The sequence below is a fragment of the Pseudonocardia aurantiaca genome, assembly GCF_039526725.1.
In the GTDB taxonomy this organism is placed as follows: Bacteria; Actinomycetota; Actinomycetes; order Mycobacteriales; family Pseudonocardiaceae; genus Pseudonocardia; species Pseudonocardia aurantiaca.
The window spans coordinates 219364-236294 of sequence record NZ_BAAAJG010000010.1 but is presented as its reverse complement, the minus strand read 5'-3'; the positions used below and the strand labels follow the sequence as shown (position 1 = coordinate 236294).

The window sequence follows — 16931 nt, the reverse complement described above, 5'->3', positions numbered from 1 at the left end:
GAAAGGCGCACCCGCGAACGAGAACGGCTCATCCGTCCAAGGACGGATGAGCCGTTCTGTCACTCTGCGGGTGCTACCGCGTACTGGTCACTGCGGCTGACAGACGACGTCCACCAGGGCAGGCCCACCGGACTCCATCACGTGCGCGGCGGCCCTGCGGACCGCTTCGGTGATTGCCGCGGGGTCGGTGACCGGTCCCTCGGCGTACCAGCCGAAGCCCTTCGCGACGGTGGCGAAGTCCGGCTCGGGTTCGTCGATGGCCATGCCGATCCGGGCGCGCTCGATCGGCGTACCCCGCTGCTCAGCGAGGCGCTCCTGGTGTTCCCAGTCGTTGTAGTACGCCCGGTTGTTGAACATGACCACGAGCAGCGGCAGCTGGTAGCGGCTCGCCACCCAGAGCGCGCCGACGTCGAACATGAGGTCGCCGTCGGGCTGCAGGTCCACCACGAGGCGCCCGGTGCCCTTGTGGGCCAACGCGACGCCGAGCGAGATCCCGATCTGGGTTGCGGTGCCGAGCTGGCGACCGGGGTGGCGGTAAGGGGCATCGAAGTCCCACAGCCGCAGTGCCCATTCGGACGCGGTGCCGGCCGTGAGCACCCAGTCGTGCTCGCGCACGACCTCCCACACCGCCGCGGCGAGCTGCGCGGTGGCGACGGGCGTCTCCGTCGCGGCCTCGGCGGCCCGGGCATCCCATTCGGCGTGCTTGCGCTCGTGGCGGTCGGCGAGATCGGCCTTCCACGCCGCCCGCGCGGCGGCCCGGCCGGCGTCCTCGTCCGCCAGCAGGCGCCGGCACTCGGCGAGCAGCAGCGGCAGCGCGACAGCCGTGTCGGCGACGATCGACTGGTGCGCGGGGATCAGCTGCGCGTAGTCCTCGCTCCAGGACGAGATCCCGATGTCGCCGAAACCGAGGGAGAGCACCCGGCAGCCGGGGTCGAGCCGGGACTCGACCCGGCGAGCGAGCCGGTCGATGCGGTGCGTCGGCTTGACCATGTCCTTGACGTCGACGAAAAGGACGCAGTCGGCGTCGTCGATGACAGAGTCGTAGACCGCGAGCGGATGGCGGGTGGGGAAGTTGAGCCGCCAGTACGTGTCGACCGCCCCGATCCCGACCAGCTCGGCCAGCTCGACGAGATGCTGGAAGGACGCAGGGTCGCGGCCTGCGTAGCCGAGCACCATCACCGGCCGATGGGCTGCACACAGCTCCTCGGCCAGCGCCCGCAGTGTGGTCGGGTCGGGCGCGACCGGTGCGGGCGCGGCCGCGAGTGCGGCGACCTCGTCCACCGCGACCGGCTCGATCAGCGGGTCCTCCTGCATCCCGGCGTCGAGTGCGACGTACGTCGGCCCGCACGGACCCGTGGTGGCGATTCGGTGCGCCCGGGCGATGATCGCCGGAACGGACTCGATCGACCGCGGCTCGTGATCCCACTTGGTGTAGTCACGCACGACCTGGCCCTGCACGTTCGCGGAGTGGATCCAGTCGATGTAAGGGCGGCGACGGGTGTGGTCGGCCGGCCCGGAGCCGCCCAGGATCAACACCGGTGCCCGGTCGATGTAGGCGTAGTAGACGCCCATCGTGCCCTGCAACAGGCCCACGAGGTCGTGCAGGATGACCGCCATCGGCCGTCCCGTCGCCTTCGCGTAGCCGTGCGCGACGCCGACGGCGATCTTCTCGTGCGGGCACTCGATCATCTGGATCTCGTCGCCCGCATAGTTGACCAGGGAGTCGTGCAGGCCGCGGAACGACGACCCGGGGTTGAGCGCGACGTAGGGCAGGTCGAGCTGCCGGAGCGCGTCGACCATTACATCGGAGCCCCAGGTCGGCTTGTCGTACGGGGCGTGGGAGTGGGCTCGGGGGCTGTCGGTCATCGGTCACCTCGGGTCGGACGGGTGCGCGCCCAGCTCGGCAGCGCGGAGGGCAGCGTCAGGGTCACGGTCTTCTCGCGGGTGTAGGACAGCAGTTCCTCGTGGGAGTTCTCCTTGCCCAGGCCGCTCTGTTTCCAGCCGCCGAACGGCGAGCCGGGCGGACGTCGGCCGGTCCCGTTGACGTAGACGTAGCCGGCTTCGAGCTCGTTCGCGACGCGGTGTGCCACCGCCAGGTCCCTGGTCAGGACGTTCGCGGTGAGCCCGAGGTCGCTCGCGTTCGCGCGCCGCACGACGTCGTCGAGGTCGGACCAGCCCAGCAGGGCCATCACGGGTCCGAAGACTTCGTCCCGGGCGATCGCCATGTCGTCGGTGACGTCGGTGAACAGCGTCGGTTCGACGAAGTACCCGCGATCGAGGCCCAGCGGTCGTGCGCCGCCGAAGGCGAGCGTCGCTCCGTCGGAGCGCGCCCGCCCGATGTGCTCGAGCACGCGGGCGTGGTGGGCGGCGAACGCGAGCGGACCGGCGTCGTTGGCCTCGTCGAGCGGATCGCCCACCCGCAGCTCCTCGAGCCGCTCCACCAATGCATCGGTGAACCGTTTGCGCACGCTCTCGTGCACATAGACACGGGAGGTCGAGCCGCACGACTGGCCGTTGCTGCGCGCGATGTTCATGCTCGCGACGGCGTCGCGTGCAGCCTGTGCGGGGTCCACGTCCGGGCAGACGATCAGCGGGTTCTTGCCGCCGAGCTCGAGGGTGACGTGGCTGATGTTCTGCGCCGCGGCAGCGAGGATGCGCCGTCCGGTCGGCACCGAGCCGGTGAAGGCCACCCGCTGCACGCCGGGGTGGCACACCAGAGCCTGCCCCGCGACCGCGCCGGTGCCGGTCAGAACCGAGAGCACACCCGGGGGCAGTACGGCCTCGGCGATCTCGGCCAGGGCGATCGCCGAGAGCGAGGTCTGCTCGCCCGGCTTGACGATCACGGCGTTCCCGGCGGCGAGCGCCGCTGCCGACTTGCCGGTGGCGAACTTGAACGGATGGTTGAACGGCACGATGCGGGCCACGACGCCGTAGGGCTCGCGACGGGTATAGGAGACGGTCTCCGCCCCGGTCGGAGTGGACTCGCCGTGGGTCTGGCCCGCGAGTCCCGCGTAGTAGCGCAGCTCGGCGACGGCCGAGACCACGTCGCCGCGCATCCCCGTGATCGGGTTGCCGCTGTCCAGGACGTCCAGCCGGGCGATCGGTTCGGCGACGTCCTCGATCGCGTCGGCCAGGTCGTGCAGGAGCCCGGCCCGCCGTCGCCAGGGCAGTGCCCGCCAGGAGTGTGAGGCCTCCTGGGCCGCGCGGACGGCTTCGTCGACGTCGGCGGGGCCGGCCGCCGGGACGGTGGCGACAACCTCCTCGGTCGTGGGATCGATGCAGTCCAGCCGGTCACCGGAGGCGGCCGCGGACCAGCCGCCTGCGATCGCCATCGCGGCGTGCACGGGCGCTGCGCCCCGGTCGACGCTGCCCAGCACCCGCGATGTGATGGTGGCGCCGGTCATGCCGGACGCGTCCGCACGTGCACCACTGCCATCGCTCCATCCTGTGCCGCAGCCAGCGCCTTCGCGATGCTCGGGCCCAGCTCGCCGGGGTCGGTGACCGTCCCGGACGTCCAGCAGCCGTAGGAGGCGGCCAGGGCGTCCAGGTCGATCGCCGGGTCGGCCATCCGCATGCCGATCCAGGCGTTCGCGGGTTCGCGTCCGCGGTCACGGGCCACGGCGGCCTGGTGCGGCTCGTCGTTGTAGAAGGAACCGTTGTCGTTGATGACGAGCAGTCCCGGGATCCGGTAGTGCACCGCCGTCCACAGCGCGCCCGCCGCCATCAGCAGGTCACCGTCCCCGATGATCCCCACCCCGAGCAGGCCGCGGTCACGCGCGGCCAGGGCCCCGCCGACGAACGCGCCGGGACCGTAGCCGACCCCGCCGCCACCGGAATGGCCCAGGTAGGAGCCCGCACCCGGCAGCTCCCACACCCCCTCCGGCCAGCTGCGCGTGTTGCGCAGGCACAGCAGGTGGGGAACCTCGCGAACCGCTGCCCACAGTTCCGCAACCATCCGGGACGGGGCGATGGGGGTGGAGTCCCGCTCCGCGTGGAACCGCTCGGCCTCGGCGTCCCGGCGCGCCCGCACCCGTTCGTGGACCCGGGTTCCGCGAGCTGCCGCACTGGCGGCGTCGACCCGGCCGCGCAGCGCAGACAGCAGCTGGCGGGCCCCGGTCAGCGGGTCGGCCACGAGCTGGGCGGCGCGCGGGATGGGCGGCCCGATCGCGTTGCTCCAGGACCGGTCGCCGAGATGCCCCGTAGAGACGTCGACGATGCGCGGAGCGGGGGTGTCGCTATCGGTCGACCGGCCACGACCGCCGCGGCGCAGCGTCCCGCCGATGTCGGGCAGCCCGACGGCGAGCAGCACGTCGGCCTCGGCGAGCCAGGTGCGGTCGCCGCCGGCGTTCAGCGGATGCGTGGTCGGGAAGGAGACGACGTTGCGGTCGTCGAGGTAGGCGGCCCCGAGCAGCTCGGCCAGCTCCACCAGCACTGCGGTGGCGGCGGGGTCCCAGCCCATCGACCCGGCGACGATCACCGGCGAGCGCGCCTCCGTGAGTATCAGCACCGCCCGTTCCACGCTGTCGGCGTCCGCCGCGGGTGGCGGGGCAGGGGCGTGCAGCGTCAGGTCGGGCAGCGGCACCGGACGGGCGAGCGGCGCCTCCTGCGCTCCGGCGTCGAGCGAGACGTAGGCAGGGCCCTGTGGACTGCTCCGCGCCCGGTTGTGCGCCCTCAGGACGTCGGTCACGAAGGCCTCGGGCGTCGCGGGCTCGGCGTCCCAGGTGACGAAGTCGCGTACCAGCTCGGCCTGCGTGGTCGCCGAGTGGGCCCAGTCGATCGGACGACGGGCGGCCGGGTCGGCCGGACCGCTGCCGCCCAGCACCAGTACCGGTGCGCGATCGCAGAACGCGTCGTAGACCGCCATTGAGGCGTGCATGAGGCCGACCAGGTCGTGCACGGCCGCCACACCCACCTGGCCGGAGCCCTTCGCGTAGCCGTGGGCGAGCGCGACAGCGATCTCCTCGTGCACGCAGAGCAGCAGCTGGGGATCGCGGTTGCCGCCGTGGTTGACGAGCGAGTCGTGCAGGCCGCGGAACGACGAGCCGGGGTTCAGCGGTACGTAGCGGGTCCCGAGCGCCCGCAGCAGGTCCACCACGAGATCGCTGCCGTAGGCGGCGGGCGCTTCCGCCACCCCGACCGGGAGTTCGACGTCGGTTCTGTTGCCGAGCTGCATCTCAGTCGCCCGCCGAGGCCAGCGCTGCCGAGGCGTCGACGCTCGTGGCGGCCGGTACGTCGGGAAGGATCTTGACGGCGTCGTAACCCAGGAGCTTGAGCAGCCGGTTCTGGAAGCTCAGCATGCGCAGCGGCGTGCCGTCAGCGGCGAAGTGCTGCGCGACGGTGTTCTGCGGGACGTAGATCACGTCGCCCTTGCGGAAGTCGTGCCTGGTCGGCTCGAGCGCGATGTGGGCGTAGTACTTCTCCGCGATCTCCGCCTGCACCTCCCAGTGCAGCGAGTACCCGTCACCGTCCAGGGCGTAGAGCACCTCGTCGGCCATCTTCCAGTAGCGCGGCGTCCTCCCGCCCGCGTCGACAGCCCATTCGAACGCGTCGACGCTGAACAGGCGTGCGTGGTCGGTGCGCGGGCTGGTGAGGATGCGGACCCGCCCGAGCTCGGTGTCCTCCCAGACGGTGTCCTCGACGCCGATCACCTTCTGCCGGTCGAGCACCCCGGGCGTCCAGATGGCCGACCAGTCCTCGCGGGGGCCGAACTGCGCCTCGCGCTCGATCGGGCCACCGCTGCCCTGCTGGAGCAGGCCCATGAACATCCATGTGCACTTGGCCTTGACGACGAGCGCGACAGCCTTCTCGTCATAGGGGTTGAAGTGGCGGTGCACGGAGTCGGTGTGGACGAAGACGAGGTCGTCTTTCTTCCAGTCGTAGCGCTGGTCGTCGTGGATCTCGTAGCCGGCGCCCTCGAGGATGTAGAAGGCGGCCTCGTTCTGGTGCCCGTGGCCCTTGTTGCTGCCGTGCCCGTCGATCTCGACGAAGTGCACCTGCAGGGTCTGGGTGAGGAACTCCTCGTCGCCCGGCCCGATCCGCCAGTGCGTGCGTGCATGCTTGGTGCCGCTGGAGTGCGCGACGCCCTTGTCGCTGTCGACCACGACGGTCTCGTCCCGGACCCGCCGCCGTCCGAGTTGGCGTTGTCGGAATGCCTCCAGTTCGTACTTGTCGGATTCGAGACCACGTACGAACACGCGTCCGTCTTCGCCCACCGGATTCTCCTTCGGCCGAGAGCATTCGAAGGCAATGGTCTATCAGTCATACCTTTCTTGTCAAGCTTTCAACCCGGGTCCCCCACCGCCCTGGGGGTATGGCCTATATGTCCGGTTGTGGTGGTCACGGGGCGGGGTCGTCCTCGATTCGCAGGCTTCCCCACATCCCTTGCTCGACGGACCAGCGGAATGCGCCGCTTCGGAACGCGTGGTCTCCGGGATGGACGGGCGTGATCGCCAGGTCGTGTGTGGTGTCGGCGCTGAGACCTGACAGGGCCGAGCCGTATGGCGACTCGGGAAGCCAGGGTGCGGTCCTCCACTCCAGGCCGTGGAGTGTGAAGGTGTGGTTGCGAGGTTTGTCGCAGGCTCCGACCAGCCTGAGGACGACGGGTTCACCGGCTGGTGAGTGCCAGACCGGTGTGGGTGGTCGCGGGTCGCTCAGGGCGCTGCTGCTGCGCAGTAGCGCCGACCGGTAGTTGATGCCGCGCTGCCCGGCGTCTTCGGCGTCGACGTGCGGCTCGGCGTCCGGAACGGGCATCGCGGGGTTGCCTGCCAGGTAGAGGCGGAGTCCGTCCTGCCAGAAAAGCACACGTTCGTGATGCCGGGCGCCGGTCACGGTGAGCTCGGCGGCGGTGCCGTCGTGCTCGTCGAACAGCATGTCGGCGGGCTCGATGACAATCGCGCCGATCAGGCCGTGGTGACGGTGGTTGCGGATGTCGGCCATGTCGTGCAGGTAGCAGACACGGCCGTGCGGGCTGCCCTCAAGGAGCTTCTCGTCGGCGTACCACCAGTAGTCCTGGACGTTGCCGCGGTGTGCCCGGTGGCGGAACTGCGGGTCATCGGGTTGCTCGGCGGCCAGTGCCCCGGGCGCGTCAGGTCGGGGCGGCTGCTGCTCAAGGACCGGCGGCACGCTGGGAAGGGCCTGGCCGCCGGGGCCTACCGGGTCGCCAGCGCGGTGCTCGGTGCCGTGCGCGCCACCGTGGAGGTCGTGCGGCCGGACGGGCAGCGCGCCTGCGGTGCTGTCGTGGTTGCGGCCGACGTGGGCGCCGTCGCCGGAGACGATGTCGTAGCGCAGCAGGGACGGGTGCAAAGACACGCGGGGGGAGACCACTCGTGTGTCGTCGAGAGGTAGGGCAGGCGGGTGCGGCTCGGGTCCGAACGGTGGGAGGTTCTCGTCGGCGAACCTCGTTGTACTCCAGCCGTCGGTGTGATCCAGGGCGCCCTCGGGACGGTCGACGGCCAGGCGTACTTCGTTGACCAGCCGCACGTGTACCCATTCACCGGGGTGGCAGCGGAGCACCAGGGGCTCGAGGTCGTCGAGCGGCCGTGGCATGGTGGTGCTGACTTTCCACACGCCCTCGCGTTGTGCGGGGAGGAACGCGTCGACGATCGTGTCGTCGGGCACTCGTTCGTAGATGAGCCCCCATGGGTCGGTGATGCGGCCGGCGTCGTAGCGGTGCTCGATCCGGCGCGCGCGAACGGTGTAGCACCGCACGCCGTCGCCGTTCACAGGTCGTAACAGCGGGGCGGGCTCCGCTGCACCGGGCAGGGCGGGGAGGGCGCCGTCGTGCGGCACAGCCCGGACGATGCCCCAGCAACCCAGCCAGAGGTCGTCCATGCCGCTGAGTCGCCACATGTGGTCGCCGAGGCCGTAGGGCATGCCGCCGGTCCCACCGATGTCGAGGGTGAATGCCTCGGAGATCCCGAAGGTCACCTGCCCGACGAGCGGGGACGTCGGGTTCTGCCACTCCTTGCGCCAGTTCAGCCCGTGGGTGACGAAGCTGTGCTGCTCCTCGTGTGAGCCCTGGACGAGACGGATCCGGAGGCGGTCACCAGGATGGGTGTGGATCACTCCGGTCTCCGGGTCGGGCCCGGAGAACCACTGCGAGGGGTCCTTGCTGCGGGTGGTGAGCGGTGCGCTGCGGTAGTTCACGGCCATGACGCCGGGGTCGTCGTCCCCGCTCAGCTCACCGGGCGGGTTCAGCGGCCGTCCGGTGGCGTCGAAGTTCGGGATGAAGTCGCCGACGGCCAGGCACGCCTCCCGGTACGGCTCGAACCGGGCCGGGTCGTGGCGGTCGGCGTCCCCGGGTAGCACGACGGCGTTCTTGCCGGTCCAGGCTGTCCGCTGCTGGGTCTCGGGGTCCAGCCACCGGGAGCCGGGCGGCTCGGCGACGAGCGCGGCGAACAGTCCCCGTTTCTGCCGGTAGTTGGCGAGAAGGTGGTCGTGGAAGAAGCACGGGCCGAACTCCTCGTCGACGACCCAGCGGTGGAGGCTCGTGATCGCCGACATGGGGGTGTCGGGGACGTCGGGCACCGCTTCACGGCAACTCGCGCCGGACATGTAGTTCCAGCCGGTGGCCGATCCGTCGGCGGCGAGGACGTCGAACTTGACCAGGTGGACGTGCAGCCCGCATTCCACGGGCAACTGGGCGAGATCGAAGTGGTCGGCGGCGAGGGACGTGAGCTGGTTGGTCAGGGTCAGCTCGATGATGTCGCCGTGATGGGCGCGGACGAACAGCGGCTCGTGCGGGGATGTGGGGTCGGCCGGGAGATCCTCGTCCTCGGGTCTGCCGGATACGCGGATGCGAGTGACCCGGAAGCGGTGGCCGTTCGGGTCGTGCCAGCCTCGGTCGTTGTACACGATGTCGTCGCTGCGTACCTCGACGTCGACGTGGATCATCCGCGGTGCCGGCAGCCCCGCCCGCTCGTTCCACGCCGCCGCGTCCGCGTCGAGGTCGACGAACAGGGCGCCCGGCCGGGGTGCGGCCACCATCGCGGCCCGTTCGGCGGGGCTGGCGGCGGGCAACCGCAGGAGCCTGCGGCGGCCGCCGCGTTCGTCGTCGCTGCGGGCCGGGGGCGGCGGGGACTTCTGCGGGTACTGCCCGTCGACGAACCACGGGAAGCCAGCGCGGTCGCCCGACCGCTGCGGGCGGCCGGGCAGAGGCTCCAACGGGTGGCAGACCGAGCCGTCGGGGTAGCTCCGAGCGGTCTCGACCTGCCGGTCGAAGCTGCGCCACAGCCCCCACATGCCGTGGTGGAAGTGGGGGTAGAGGTGGCAGTGCCAGATGATGTCGCCGGGGGCGTGCTGGCGGCTTCCCGAGCCGTAGAGCGGGTCGATGGTGAAGCCGTGCTGCGGGCCGATCGTGATCGAGTCGATCAGCTGTGAACCCCGTGCCGCTGAGCCCTGCGCCTCACCCGCTCGCCGGCCGCCCGGCGGGGCGGTGTCCGTCGGGACGGCGCGCCACTGGTGCACGTGCAGGTGGAAGACGTGAGTCTCCTTGATCCCCGCATGCACGAGCTGCACCCGTGCGGGGTCGCCGGCGTACGCCCGCAGGATGGGCGTGACCGGGTCGCCGAACAGCCACGAGCTGTGGTGCTGCTCCTCGCCGGAAACGCGTTCGATCCACGTTCCGTCGGAGTCCCGCCCGATCCAGAAGACCTCGGCGAGGTTCGCGTCGATCTCGCGCAGGACAGCCGCCCGGTCGATCTCCCCGGGCGAGGGCAGCGGGCGGTGCTCGGTTCTCCTGGCGAGCTCGCGCATGCGGTGGGGCAGCCGGTTGTGCAGCGGCTCGGCCCGGTAGGACAACGGCATCACACCCGGCTCGGCGGCCGGGCGGTGGAGCGCGCCGTGCACCTCCGGCTCGTCGTGCATGACCACGGTGAACTCCCGATAGCCCCGGGGGAGCCCGGTCTCGTGGAAATCCACCCACTCCGGCTCGTCGTCGACCTCGGGCACGGACTGCTCGTCCCGGATGACGTCGACGTAGAGGCCGTCGGCGAAGTCGGTTCCGGTCAGCGTCTCGCCGGTCTCCGGGTCGCGCCAGTGCGTGCCTTGCGGGAGCACGACGAACGCCCCGAACAAGCCGTGCACGTTCGTCCCGGCCTCGCTGCCACGGATGTCGGCGAGGTCGTTGATCGGCCAGATGCCCTCGTGCTCGGCGGTCCACACGAACGTCCTTCGCCTGCCGGGCGCGATCGTCGTGGCCGGGTTGCGGCCGACGTCGGCTCCGTCGCCGTGCCGAACCCCGCGGCCCCTCGCGCCGTCGGCGCCAGCGCCCTGGCGATGGAACCCGATGGTGCGGCCGCGGATGCTGTTCTGCACGGTGACCTCGACCGAGTCGCCGCGGCGGGCGCGCAGCACGAGCGGGCGCACGAGGTCGAACGGCTTGAGCGGGTGGAAGGCGGTGTGCCGCAGCCCGTCGGGTGTCTGCTCGGCCCGGTCGTTCAGCACGAGGCGCTCGATCCGCCGCTGCAGAGCGGCCCGGTCCTCCCGGTCCGCGTCCGAGCGCGGCGCCCGGATGCGGGCGGCCCTGCGGCGGTCCGCCATGCGTGCGACGACATCCGCCATCAGACGGGGCAGCCGAGCGTCCCAGTCCTTCTGGATGTCCTGCAGCCGGATCGTGATGGCGTCGTCCAGGTCGGGCAGGGCCGCCGTCCACCGGGCTCGCCAGCCCGCCCGGACGCGGGCGTCCCCGCTCAGGGCGGTGATCGCGCCGTCGGTGAGCGTCCGCAGCAGCCCGGCGGCCTCGTCGACGGTGTGCCGCAGGTGCTGACGCTTCTCCCGGCGGCTCGGCTCGTCGTCGAGGTCGTCCGGTTCGCCCGGCGGTTCCTCGGGGGCGAGCCCGCCGGGCGGCCCGGCGTATCCGAGCAGGTCGGCGTCGGGAGTGCCGATCAGTCGGGCGACCATCAGCTCGTAGCGCTCCAGGGCGTCGATGAGCAGTTCGATCTGCTGGCGGCGCTCATAGGCGCGGGGCAACCACTCGTCCCGCCATTCCCACTGGGCCCGTGCCCAGTCCAGCAGGGGCTGGGAGGTGCGCAATGTGTAGAGCAGGCCGGCGGGGTCGTGGTCGCCCTCAGCGGTGTAGACGATCGGGAACGACGTCGCGACGACGTCGTAGCGGAGGGTGCGCGCGGCCATGGTTGTCCTCCCGGGAGTGGTCAGTGCGTGCCCAGCAGCAGCACGGCGAAGGGATCGGGCAGAACGCCGAGCACGGCGCAGGCGCCGGCGGCCAGCAGCGCCCATCCCGCGGCGCGGGCGGTACGGCGTCCGCGCCGGGTGAGCCGTTCGACGGCCATGAGCGCGGTGAAGGCGACCATCGACGGCAGGGCCGCCGCCCCGCCGACGACACACACGACCATCAGAGCCCAGCAGCAGCCGACGCACGCGAGCCCGTACGCGGTGCCGATGCGCAGCGTCTCGCGCAGGGCCGAATACCCGTGCCAGTAGCGGAGAACGAACCAGCGCGGGGTGCGGCACGCGGTCAGGCATGCGGCCCGCAGCGGCGTGAACTGGTAGCCGCCGGCGACCATGAGCGCCACCCCGATCGCGACGTCGCGCGTTCGTCCGGTGGGCGCGAGGTCGATGAGCCCGGACAACCAGGCGGCGAGGCCGAACAGCACGGCGCCGGTCGCCAGCCACACCGCGACCACCGCACCGATGCCGGCCATCGGCAGCCGGAGCCGTCCGTCGTCGAGAGCCACGAGCGTGCGGACCAGCGGCAGCGCCGGAGGCAGCATCATGGCGATGACCATCACCGTCCAGCCGCCGATGATCGCTCCGGGCGACGCGCCTCCGACCTCGTGTGCGTGCCCGACGCCGGCCGCCGCGGGAAGCACCAAGGCGACCCAGGCCAGGGCCGCGCCGGCAATGACGACATGCTCGGGGCGCAGCCGGGAGCGACGGTCCGAAGGGGCGGTCATCACCCCTTCACGCCCGATCCCCGCCGTACATGTACGCGAACTCGCCCCGCATCCCCGACCGGCCCGTGACCTGCAGATAGCCGCCCGGGAGCGCGGGCACGACCATCGACAGCTCCGCCGTGCGCTGCGCCTCTGCTCTCCCTCGGATCCGCAACTCGGCGTGAAGCGCGGTACCGGTGAGCGTGAGCGGCTCTGGCTGGGGGTCGCCGCCGTCGGGGAAGCTCTTCGGGCCCCCGCTCGCGTGCACAGCAGGCTCCTCGAGCGCGTCGGTATCCGCAGCGGCTCCGATGGCGAGCGTCCACGGCTCGCCGGACTCACCGGTGATCTCGATCCGCGCGGGGCGCGGGGTTCCCAGCACGGTCCCGGTGACCTTCGCCAGCGCACCGAGCGAGCCCGGGATCGGCTGCCGCGCTCCGCGACGCTCCTCCGTGCCGGAGAACGCCGCGGCGAGCAGGCCGAGGTTCTGCCACCCTGTCGCGCTGTCGTCGACGTACAGGACGGTGAGCGCGCTCGCCCGCCGCTTTCCGCCGGTGTGCGCGGTCACGGCCGCGACGCGGGCACCGCCCACGACGACGTCGCCATCCCCGGTGCCGATGGTGCTACCGTCCCGGATCCGCCATGCCACCAGGCCCGTGCAATGACCCTCGTCGGGTTCCTCGTCGACCCAGCACGGACAGAGCTCGAAGCAGTCGCAGGCCTCGAGGAAATCGCCGCGCACGGCGTACGACGTGATCATTTATGTCTCCCCGGTCGTGTCCCTCCGAACGAAGGAGTCGGCAACCGGCGGCAGCGATACGTCTAGATGCCAACGAAAGCGGCGATTCGGCGACCGGCGGCCCGACCGACCTGTGATGCGCTGGGCCGGGGTCGCAGCCGTGCCGTGCCGTGCCGTCGCCGCGGCCGTCCTGCCACTACATCAGGCGCCCGTGCGCGGAAGGGGCGAGCAGGCCGAGGGCCCGGGTCCGCTCGACGGCCTCACCCCGTCGATGGGACCCGAGCTTGTCGTAGAGGTGGCGAATGTGCGTCTTGACGGTGTGCACCGACAGGTTGAGCTCGTCGGCGATCTCCGGCGCGGTGAGGTTGGTCGGCAGGTACCGCAGGATACGGATCTCGCTCTTGCTGAGCGGAATTCGTAGTGGCTCGGGTTCGCCAGGTGAAGCCGACGGTTCGTCGCCTGCGAGCAGGTTGCGGATATCGACGATCAGGGCGGCGTGTGTGGTGCGATGCCTGGGGTGTCGTTCGAGCAGCTTCTCTGCGTTTGGGTCGACGAGGAACGGCCAGAGCAGTCGATCGGGCTCGGCGAGATCGAGTGCGCGCTCGAGGGCGTACTCGGCCGCGCCCGGATCGCCATCCGCGTCGCGGGCGATCGCCTGCAGCAGGAATGCACGCACCAACCATTGCGGGTGCATGTCTGGGGCGCGGAGTACGGGCGCGAGCGCGCTCGTCGCCGCCTGCGGATCGTGCTGGGCGAGCCGTAGCGTCGCCAGTGCGGTGCGCATCTCTGCGGTGTCGCGCTCCTGCTGGTCCATCTCGGCGAGGATCTCTTCGACGCGGTCGGTCGCGCCCAGCCGCACCATGGTGTGTAGGAGCAACGAGCGTGCCCGTGCGGCCAGCTCGTGCCGGCTGACCAGCTGGCCGGCCAGCCGCTCGGCTGTTCGGAAAGCGATCAACGCCTCCTGGTCTCGGCCACGCGCCGCCTCGAGCAACCCGCGGGCGTAGTTGAGCATCAGCCCGACCGGTGGGTCGACCTCGGGTAGAAGCGCGCGTTCCGCGTGTCCGAGCCATTGCTCGGCCTCCTCAAGCCGCCCCTGCACGACCGATGTGCCACCGAGCACGGCGTAGGCGACGCCGATGATCGGCTCGTCGCTCCAGCCATGCTGCCGGGCCAGTTCGATCGCCTGCTCGCTGCGCCGTGCTGCCACGTCCAAGGACCGCGAGATAGCGACCGCCGCCGAATGTGCCAGGCCGGTGACCTCGAGGAAGGGACGTCCGATCCGGCGCGCGAGGACCGCGCCTCGCGCCAGGTGGCGCTCGGCGTCATTGAGCCGACCGGTCCAGGTCTCGGTTATGCCGAGTTCGATGAGCGCCAGCGCGTCCCACTGCTCATCGAACTCGCCCCGAGCGCAGCCCGCGGTTTCGGCAGGAGCGAGCAGGCGGCGTGCTTCCTCGACGACGGCCGGCAGGTCGATGCGACGACGGGCGAGCATCAGACGCAGCAGGGCCAGCTGGACCTGGAGGCACTCGCGACGGTCGGCGGGCGCAGCGGCCGCCGCTCTGTTGGCCACGGCGAAATTCAACTTCGCCTTGTGGAGTGTTCCCCTCGCCAGCTCGTCGACCACCTTGACGACGGCCAGCTCCGGATCGGCGGCGACAACGCCGGCCGGGAATCCGGCGAGGAGCCCGTGCGCGGTGGCCGACTGTCCGTTGAAGTAGAGATGGGGCCAGCGGTCGGCGAACAGCCGGGCCGCAAGGCGCCAGTTCCCCGCGGCCTGGGCGTGGCGGATGGCCTCGGACGGGTACTCGTGCTGCGCGTACCAATCGGCCGCCGTGGCGTGCAGTGCGGGGACGTCGTCCGGCGAGATCCGCCGCAGTTGCAGCAGGAGCATGTCGGCGAACAGCGGGTGGTAGCGGAACCAGGTCCGCCGCATGTCCGATGCCATGACGAAGGCGTTTTCCTCTTCCAGCTCCTGCAGGGTCCGCTCCCCTCCTGATTCTCCCGACAGCAGGGCGGCGAGCGGGCCATTGACCCGGTCGAGGATCGAGGTGCGCAGCAGCAGCCGCCGGACCGGCTCGGACTGGCGGTCGAGCACCTCGGCGAGCAGGTACTCGGCCACGGTGCGCTCGCTGCCGTAGAACTCCGCAGCGCCCCGCTCCGGATCGGGGTGCCCGGCCAACTGCAGGGCGGCGAGCCGGAGCCCGGCGGCCCAGCCCTCGGTCCGCTCCAGCAACCGCGCGAGGGCAGACTCGGACAGCTCCGCCCCCGCCGATTGCAGCAGCTCCCGGGCCTCGTCGAGGGTGAAGCAGAGATCGTCGGCGCGCAGTTCGGTGAGCTCGCCCTCCAGGCGCAACCGGTGCAGTCCCAGCCGTAGGTCCCGGCGAGTGATGAGCACGAACCGCAGCTGCTCCGGTGCGCGCAGCAGCAGCAGCGTCAGCTGGCGTAGTGCCGCGGTCGGCAGCTCGTGCAGATCGTCGATCACCAACCAGATCGGATCGTCGAGTTCGGCGAGATCGCTCAGCAGGCGTTCCGCGATCGCCCCGCAGTCCAGTTCCGGCGCGGCCGTCAAGGGCCCGACGAGCGCGGCCCCGGCGGTTGTGGATCGCAGCGCGTCCAGCAGCGCGATCCAGAATTGCTGCGGATCGCGTTCCTCGCGTGGCACCGAAACCCAACCGGCGTGTTCCGTCAGCCCCGCCTCGGCGATCCAGGATCGCAGCAAGAGCGTTTTCCCGCTACCCGCCGGCGCCGAGATCAGCGTGACCCGGTCGGCTGCCGCCAACCGCTCAAACAACGCAGGACGATCGATGACGCCGGACGTCACCCGGCGAGCGAAGGACACACTATTGGCCTCGAAGCCGTTCTCCCGCAGATCCTCGGCGATCGAGCCCTGGCCGGCTTGCCAGATCACCTTGACAGCGTGGCGAGTGATTACTCTCCTCACAACCCTGCTAGCAGGAATGTCGAGGCGCATTAGTTGGGCACCAACACGGCGTTCGCGCCTGAACGGAATCACGCACCGACACCGCGGTGACCAGGCTATCTGCATCCGGGGAGCCCTGCGCCCAAACCGCCGGAACGACGAGCAGATGACGAAGCTCGCAAATCGCCAGGAAAGCGCGATGCCGCCCATCTCAATGCTCCCGAGGCTGCACGAACCGGCCGTGCCGCTTTCCAGGTAACCGGCTCAGGCAAGGCAAGCCCTGAGGGCTCGCGGGCGGGCAGAGCTGCTGTACTGCCGTTGCCGCAACACGCGAGCGTCGTTGCACGAGGCCGCGAGCGCGTTCGCGCCTTCGTAGAACACCGCCTTCCCATGACGATCTCCCTCCGAGTGTGGGACGGCGACCTGTCGGTACGGGTCACCGCCGTTCACCGGGCCCGCCGGCCCGGGACACAGATGGGGCAGCTGGCGGTCGCGGCGGCGGCCGTGAAGCTCCGACTCGCCGCGGTCAGCCGCGACGTCTGGCTGCGCCTCGTCGCTGACAACCCGACGCGGCGTGAGCTGGCCCTGCGGACCTGTCACCGTCTCGGTTCGGTGATGCTGCGACCCGTGGGAAGTAGCGGTCCTCGCTGACTCCGGGGAACCGCCGCTCCGGTAGCAGGAGTTTCGGGCGCCGAGACCAACAGACGACAAGTTCTCAGGCGCAGCGGACGACGACCAGGCCCGAATCCGTCCCTAGGTTCGGCTGCGAGGCGTCAGCACCTCGACGGACTCTCGTCCAGCGATCCCAATCAAGAAGGTATCCTCCCATGCTCTTTTCCCTGTCGTCGTCGCTGTTGTGGCGCGGACTGCTCGCGCTCGTGATCGGGCTGGTCGCCGTCGGGTGGCCGAACATCACAGTCGGTGCGTTCGTCATCTTGTTCGCGATATACGCATTCGTCATGGCCGGCACCGACTTGGCCCGTGCGTTCCGCGCCGACCGCGCCGGAACGGTGGTGAGCTACCTGCTGCTCGCTCTGCTCGCGCTCGCCGCCGGATTGGGCGCAGTGCTCTGGCCCGGAATCACCGCGGTCGTACTGACCGTCTGGGTGGCGGTCTGGGCCTTCCTCACCGGTGTCGTCGAGGTTGCCCTGGCCTTCCGCAGTGGTGAGACAGCCGGTGAGCGCGCCGCCTGGGCGTTCGGCGGCCTTGTGTCGATCGCGCTCGGCGTGGTGCTGGGCATCCGCCCGGACATCGGAGCCTTGGCTCTCGCGACCGTCTTCGGCCTGTTCAGCATCGTGTACGGGGCGTACGCGCTCGTCCTCTCGGCGCAGGTGCACCGCGTGGGCATCAGCGCCGAGCGGCTCAGCGACTCCACGGCGTGAGT

Annotated in this window: 10 protein-coding genes; 2 read left to right on the top strand and 8 right to left on the bottom strand. The window is 70.9% G+C overall.

All coding sequences use genetic code 11. From position 1 onward, the window contains the following. Nucleotides 1-87 precede the first annotated feature (87 nt). From ABD143_RS16790 to ABD143_RS16755, 8 genes are all read right to left on the bottom strand, one after another. Nucleotides 88-1866, bottom strand: coding sequence for a thiamine pyrophosphate-binding protein (locus ABD143_RS16790; RefSeq protein WP_343978587.1), 1779 nt, complete (start codon nt 1864-1866; stop codon nt 88-90). Continuing rightward, on the bottom strand, nt 1863-3404 hold the full coding sequence (locus ABD143_RS16785; RefSeq protein ID WP_343978584.1) for an aldehyde dehydrogenase family protein: 1542 nt from the start codon (nt 3402-3404) through the stop codon (nt 1863-1865). The genes ABD143_RS16790 and ABD143_RS16785 overlap by 4 nt, the downstream gene beginning before the upstream one ends. After that, nucleotides 3401-5173, bottom strand: coding sequence for a thiamine pyrophosphate-binding protein (locus ABD143_RS16780; RefSeq protein WP_343978581.1), 1773 nt, complete (start codon nt 5171-5173; stop codon nt 3401-3403). The genes ABD143_RS16785 and ABD143_RS16780 overlap by 4 nt, the downstream gene beginning before the upstream one ends. A gap of 1 nt (nt 5174) precedes the next feature. Beyond that, nucleotides 5175-6212 carry a cupin domain-containing protein gene (locus ABD143_RS16775; RefSeq protein ID WP_343978578.1) on the bottom strand — a complete coding sequence of 346 codons (1038 nt, stop codon included), beginning with the start codon at nt 6210-6212 and terminating at the stop codon, nt 5175-5177. A 124-nt stretch (nt 6213-6336) separates the two neighbouring features. Next, on the bottom strand, nt 6337-11130 hold the full coding sequence (locus tag ABD143_RS16770) for a multicopper oxidase domain-containing protein (protein ID WP_343978575.1): 4794 nt from the start codon (nt 11128-11130) through the stop codon (nt 6337-6339). Between the two features lie 20 nt (nt 11131-11150). After that, a complete protein-coding gene (locus ABD143_RS16765; RefSeq protein ID WP_343978572.1) occupies nt 11151-11912 on the bottom strand; it encodes a DUF2182 domain-containing protein in 762 nt (253 codons plus the stop codon). Between the two features lie 7 nt (nt 11913-11919). Further along, nucleotides 11920-12648: a DUF1326 domain-containing protein gene (locus ABD143_RS16760; RefSeq protein WP_343978569.1), complete on the bottom strand. Its 729-nt coding sequence runs from the start codon at nt 12646-12648 to the stop codon at nt 11920-11922. Between the two features lie 175 nt (nt 12649-12823). Continuing rightward, on the bottom strand, nt 12824-15757 hold the full coding sequence (locus ABD143_RS16755) for a winged helix-turn-helix domain-containing protein (RefSeq protein ID WP_343978566.1): 2934 nt from the start codon (nt 15755-15757) through the stop codon (nt 12824-12826). A gap of 180 nt (nt 15758-15937) precedes the next feature. Here ABD143_RS16755 and ABD143_RS16750 point away from each other — a divergent pair, with 180 nt between their 5' ends. Together ABD143_RS16750 and ABD143_RS16745 are read left to right on the top strand one after the other, a co-directional pair. Beyond that, nucleotides 15938-16198 (top strand): hypothetical protein, encoded by a 261-nt coding sequence (locus tag ABD143_RS16750; RefSeq protein ID WP_343978563.1) that lies wholly within the window; start codon nt 15938-15940, stop codon nt 16196-16198. Between the two features lie 176 nt (nt 16199-16374). Continuing rightward, nucleotides 16375-16929, top strand: a complete 555-nt coding sequence (locus tag ABD143_RS16745; protein WP_343978560.1) for an HdeD family acid-resistance protein — start codon at nt 16375-16377, stop codon at nt 16927-16929. Nucleotides 16930-16931 lie beyond the last annotated feature (2 nt).

What these genes read in the sequence shown, in the direction of transcription:
- ABD143_RS16790 (WP_343978587.1), bottom strand. Translation starts at nt 1,866, where the DNA reads ATGACCGACAGCCCCCGAGCCCACTCCCACGCCCCGTACGACAAGCCG.
- ABD143_RS16785 (WP_343978584.1), bottom strand. Translation starts at nt 3,404, where the DNA reads ATGACCGGCGCCACCATCACATCGCGGGTGCTGGGCAGCGTCGACCGG.
- ABD143_RS16780 (WP_343978581.1), bottom strand. Translation starts at nt 5,173, where the DNA reads ATGCAGCTCGGCAACAGAACCGACGTCGAACTCCCGGTCGGGGTGGCG.
- ABD143_RS16770 (WP_343978575.1), bottom strand. Translation starts at nt 11,130, where the DNA reads ATGGCCGCGCGCACCCTCCGCTACGACGTCGTCGCGACGTCGTTCCCG.
- ABD143_RS16765 (WP_343978572.1), bottom strand. Translation starts at nt 11,912, where the DNA reads ATGACCGCCCCTTCGGACCGTCGCTCCCGGCTGCGCCCCGAGCATGTC.
- ABD143_RS16760 (WP_343978569.1), bottom strand. Translation starts at nt 12,648, where the DNA reads ATGATCACGTCGTACGCCGTGCGCGGCGATTTCCTCGAGGCCTGCGAC.
- ABD143_RS16755 (WP_343978566.1), bottom strand. Translation starts at nt 15,757, where the DNA reads ATGGGCGGCATCGCGCTTTCCTGGCGATTTGCGAGCTTCGTCATCTGC.
- ABD143_RS16750 (WP_343978563.1), top strand. Translation starts at nt 15,938, where the DNA reads ATGACGATCTCCCTCCGAGTGTGGGACGGCGACCTGTCGGTACGGGTC.
- ABD143_RS16745 (WP_343978560.1), top strand. Translation starts at nt 16,375, where the DNA reads ATGCTCTTTTCCCTGTCGTCGTCGCTGTTGTGGCGCGGACTGCTCGCG.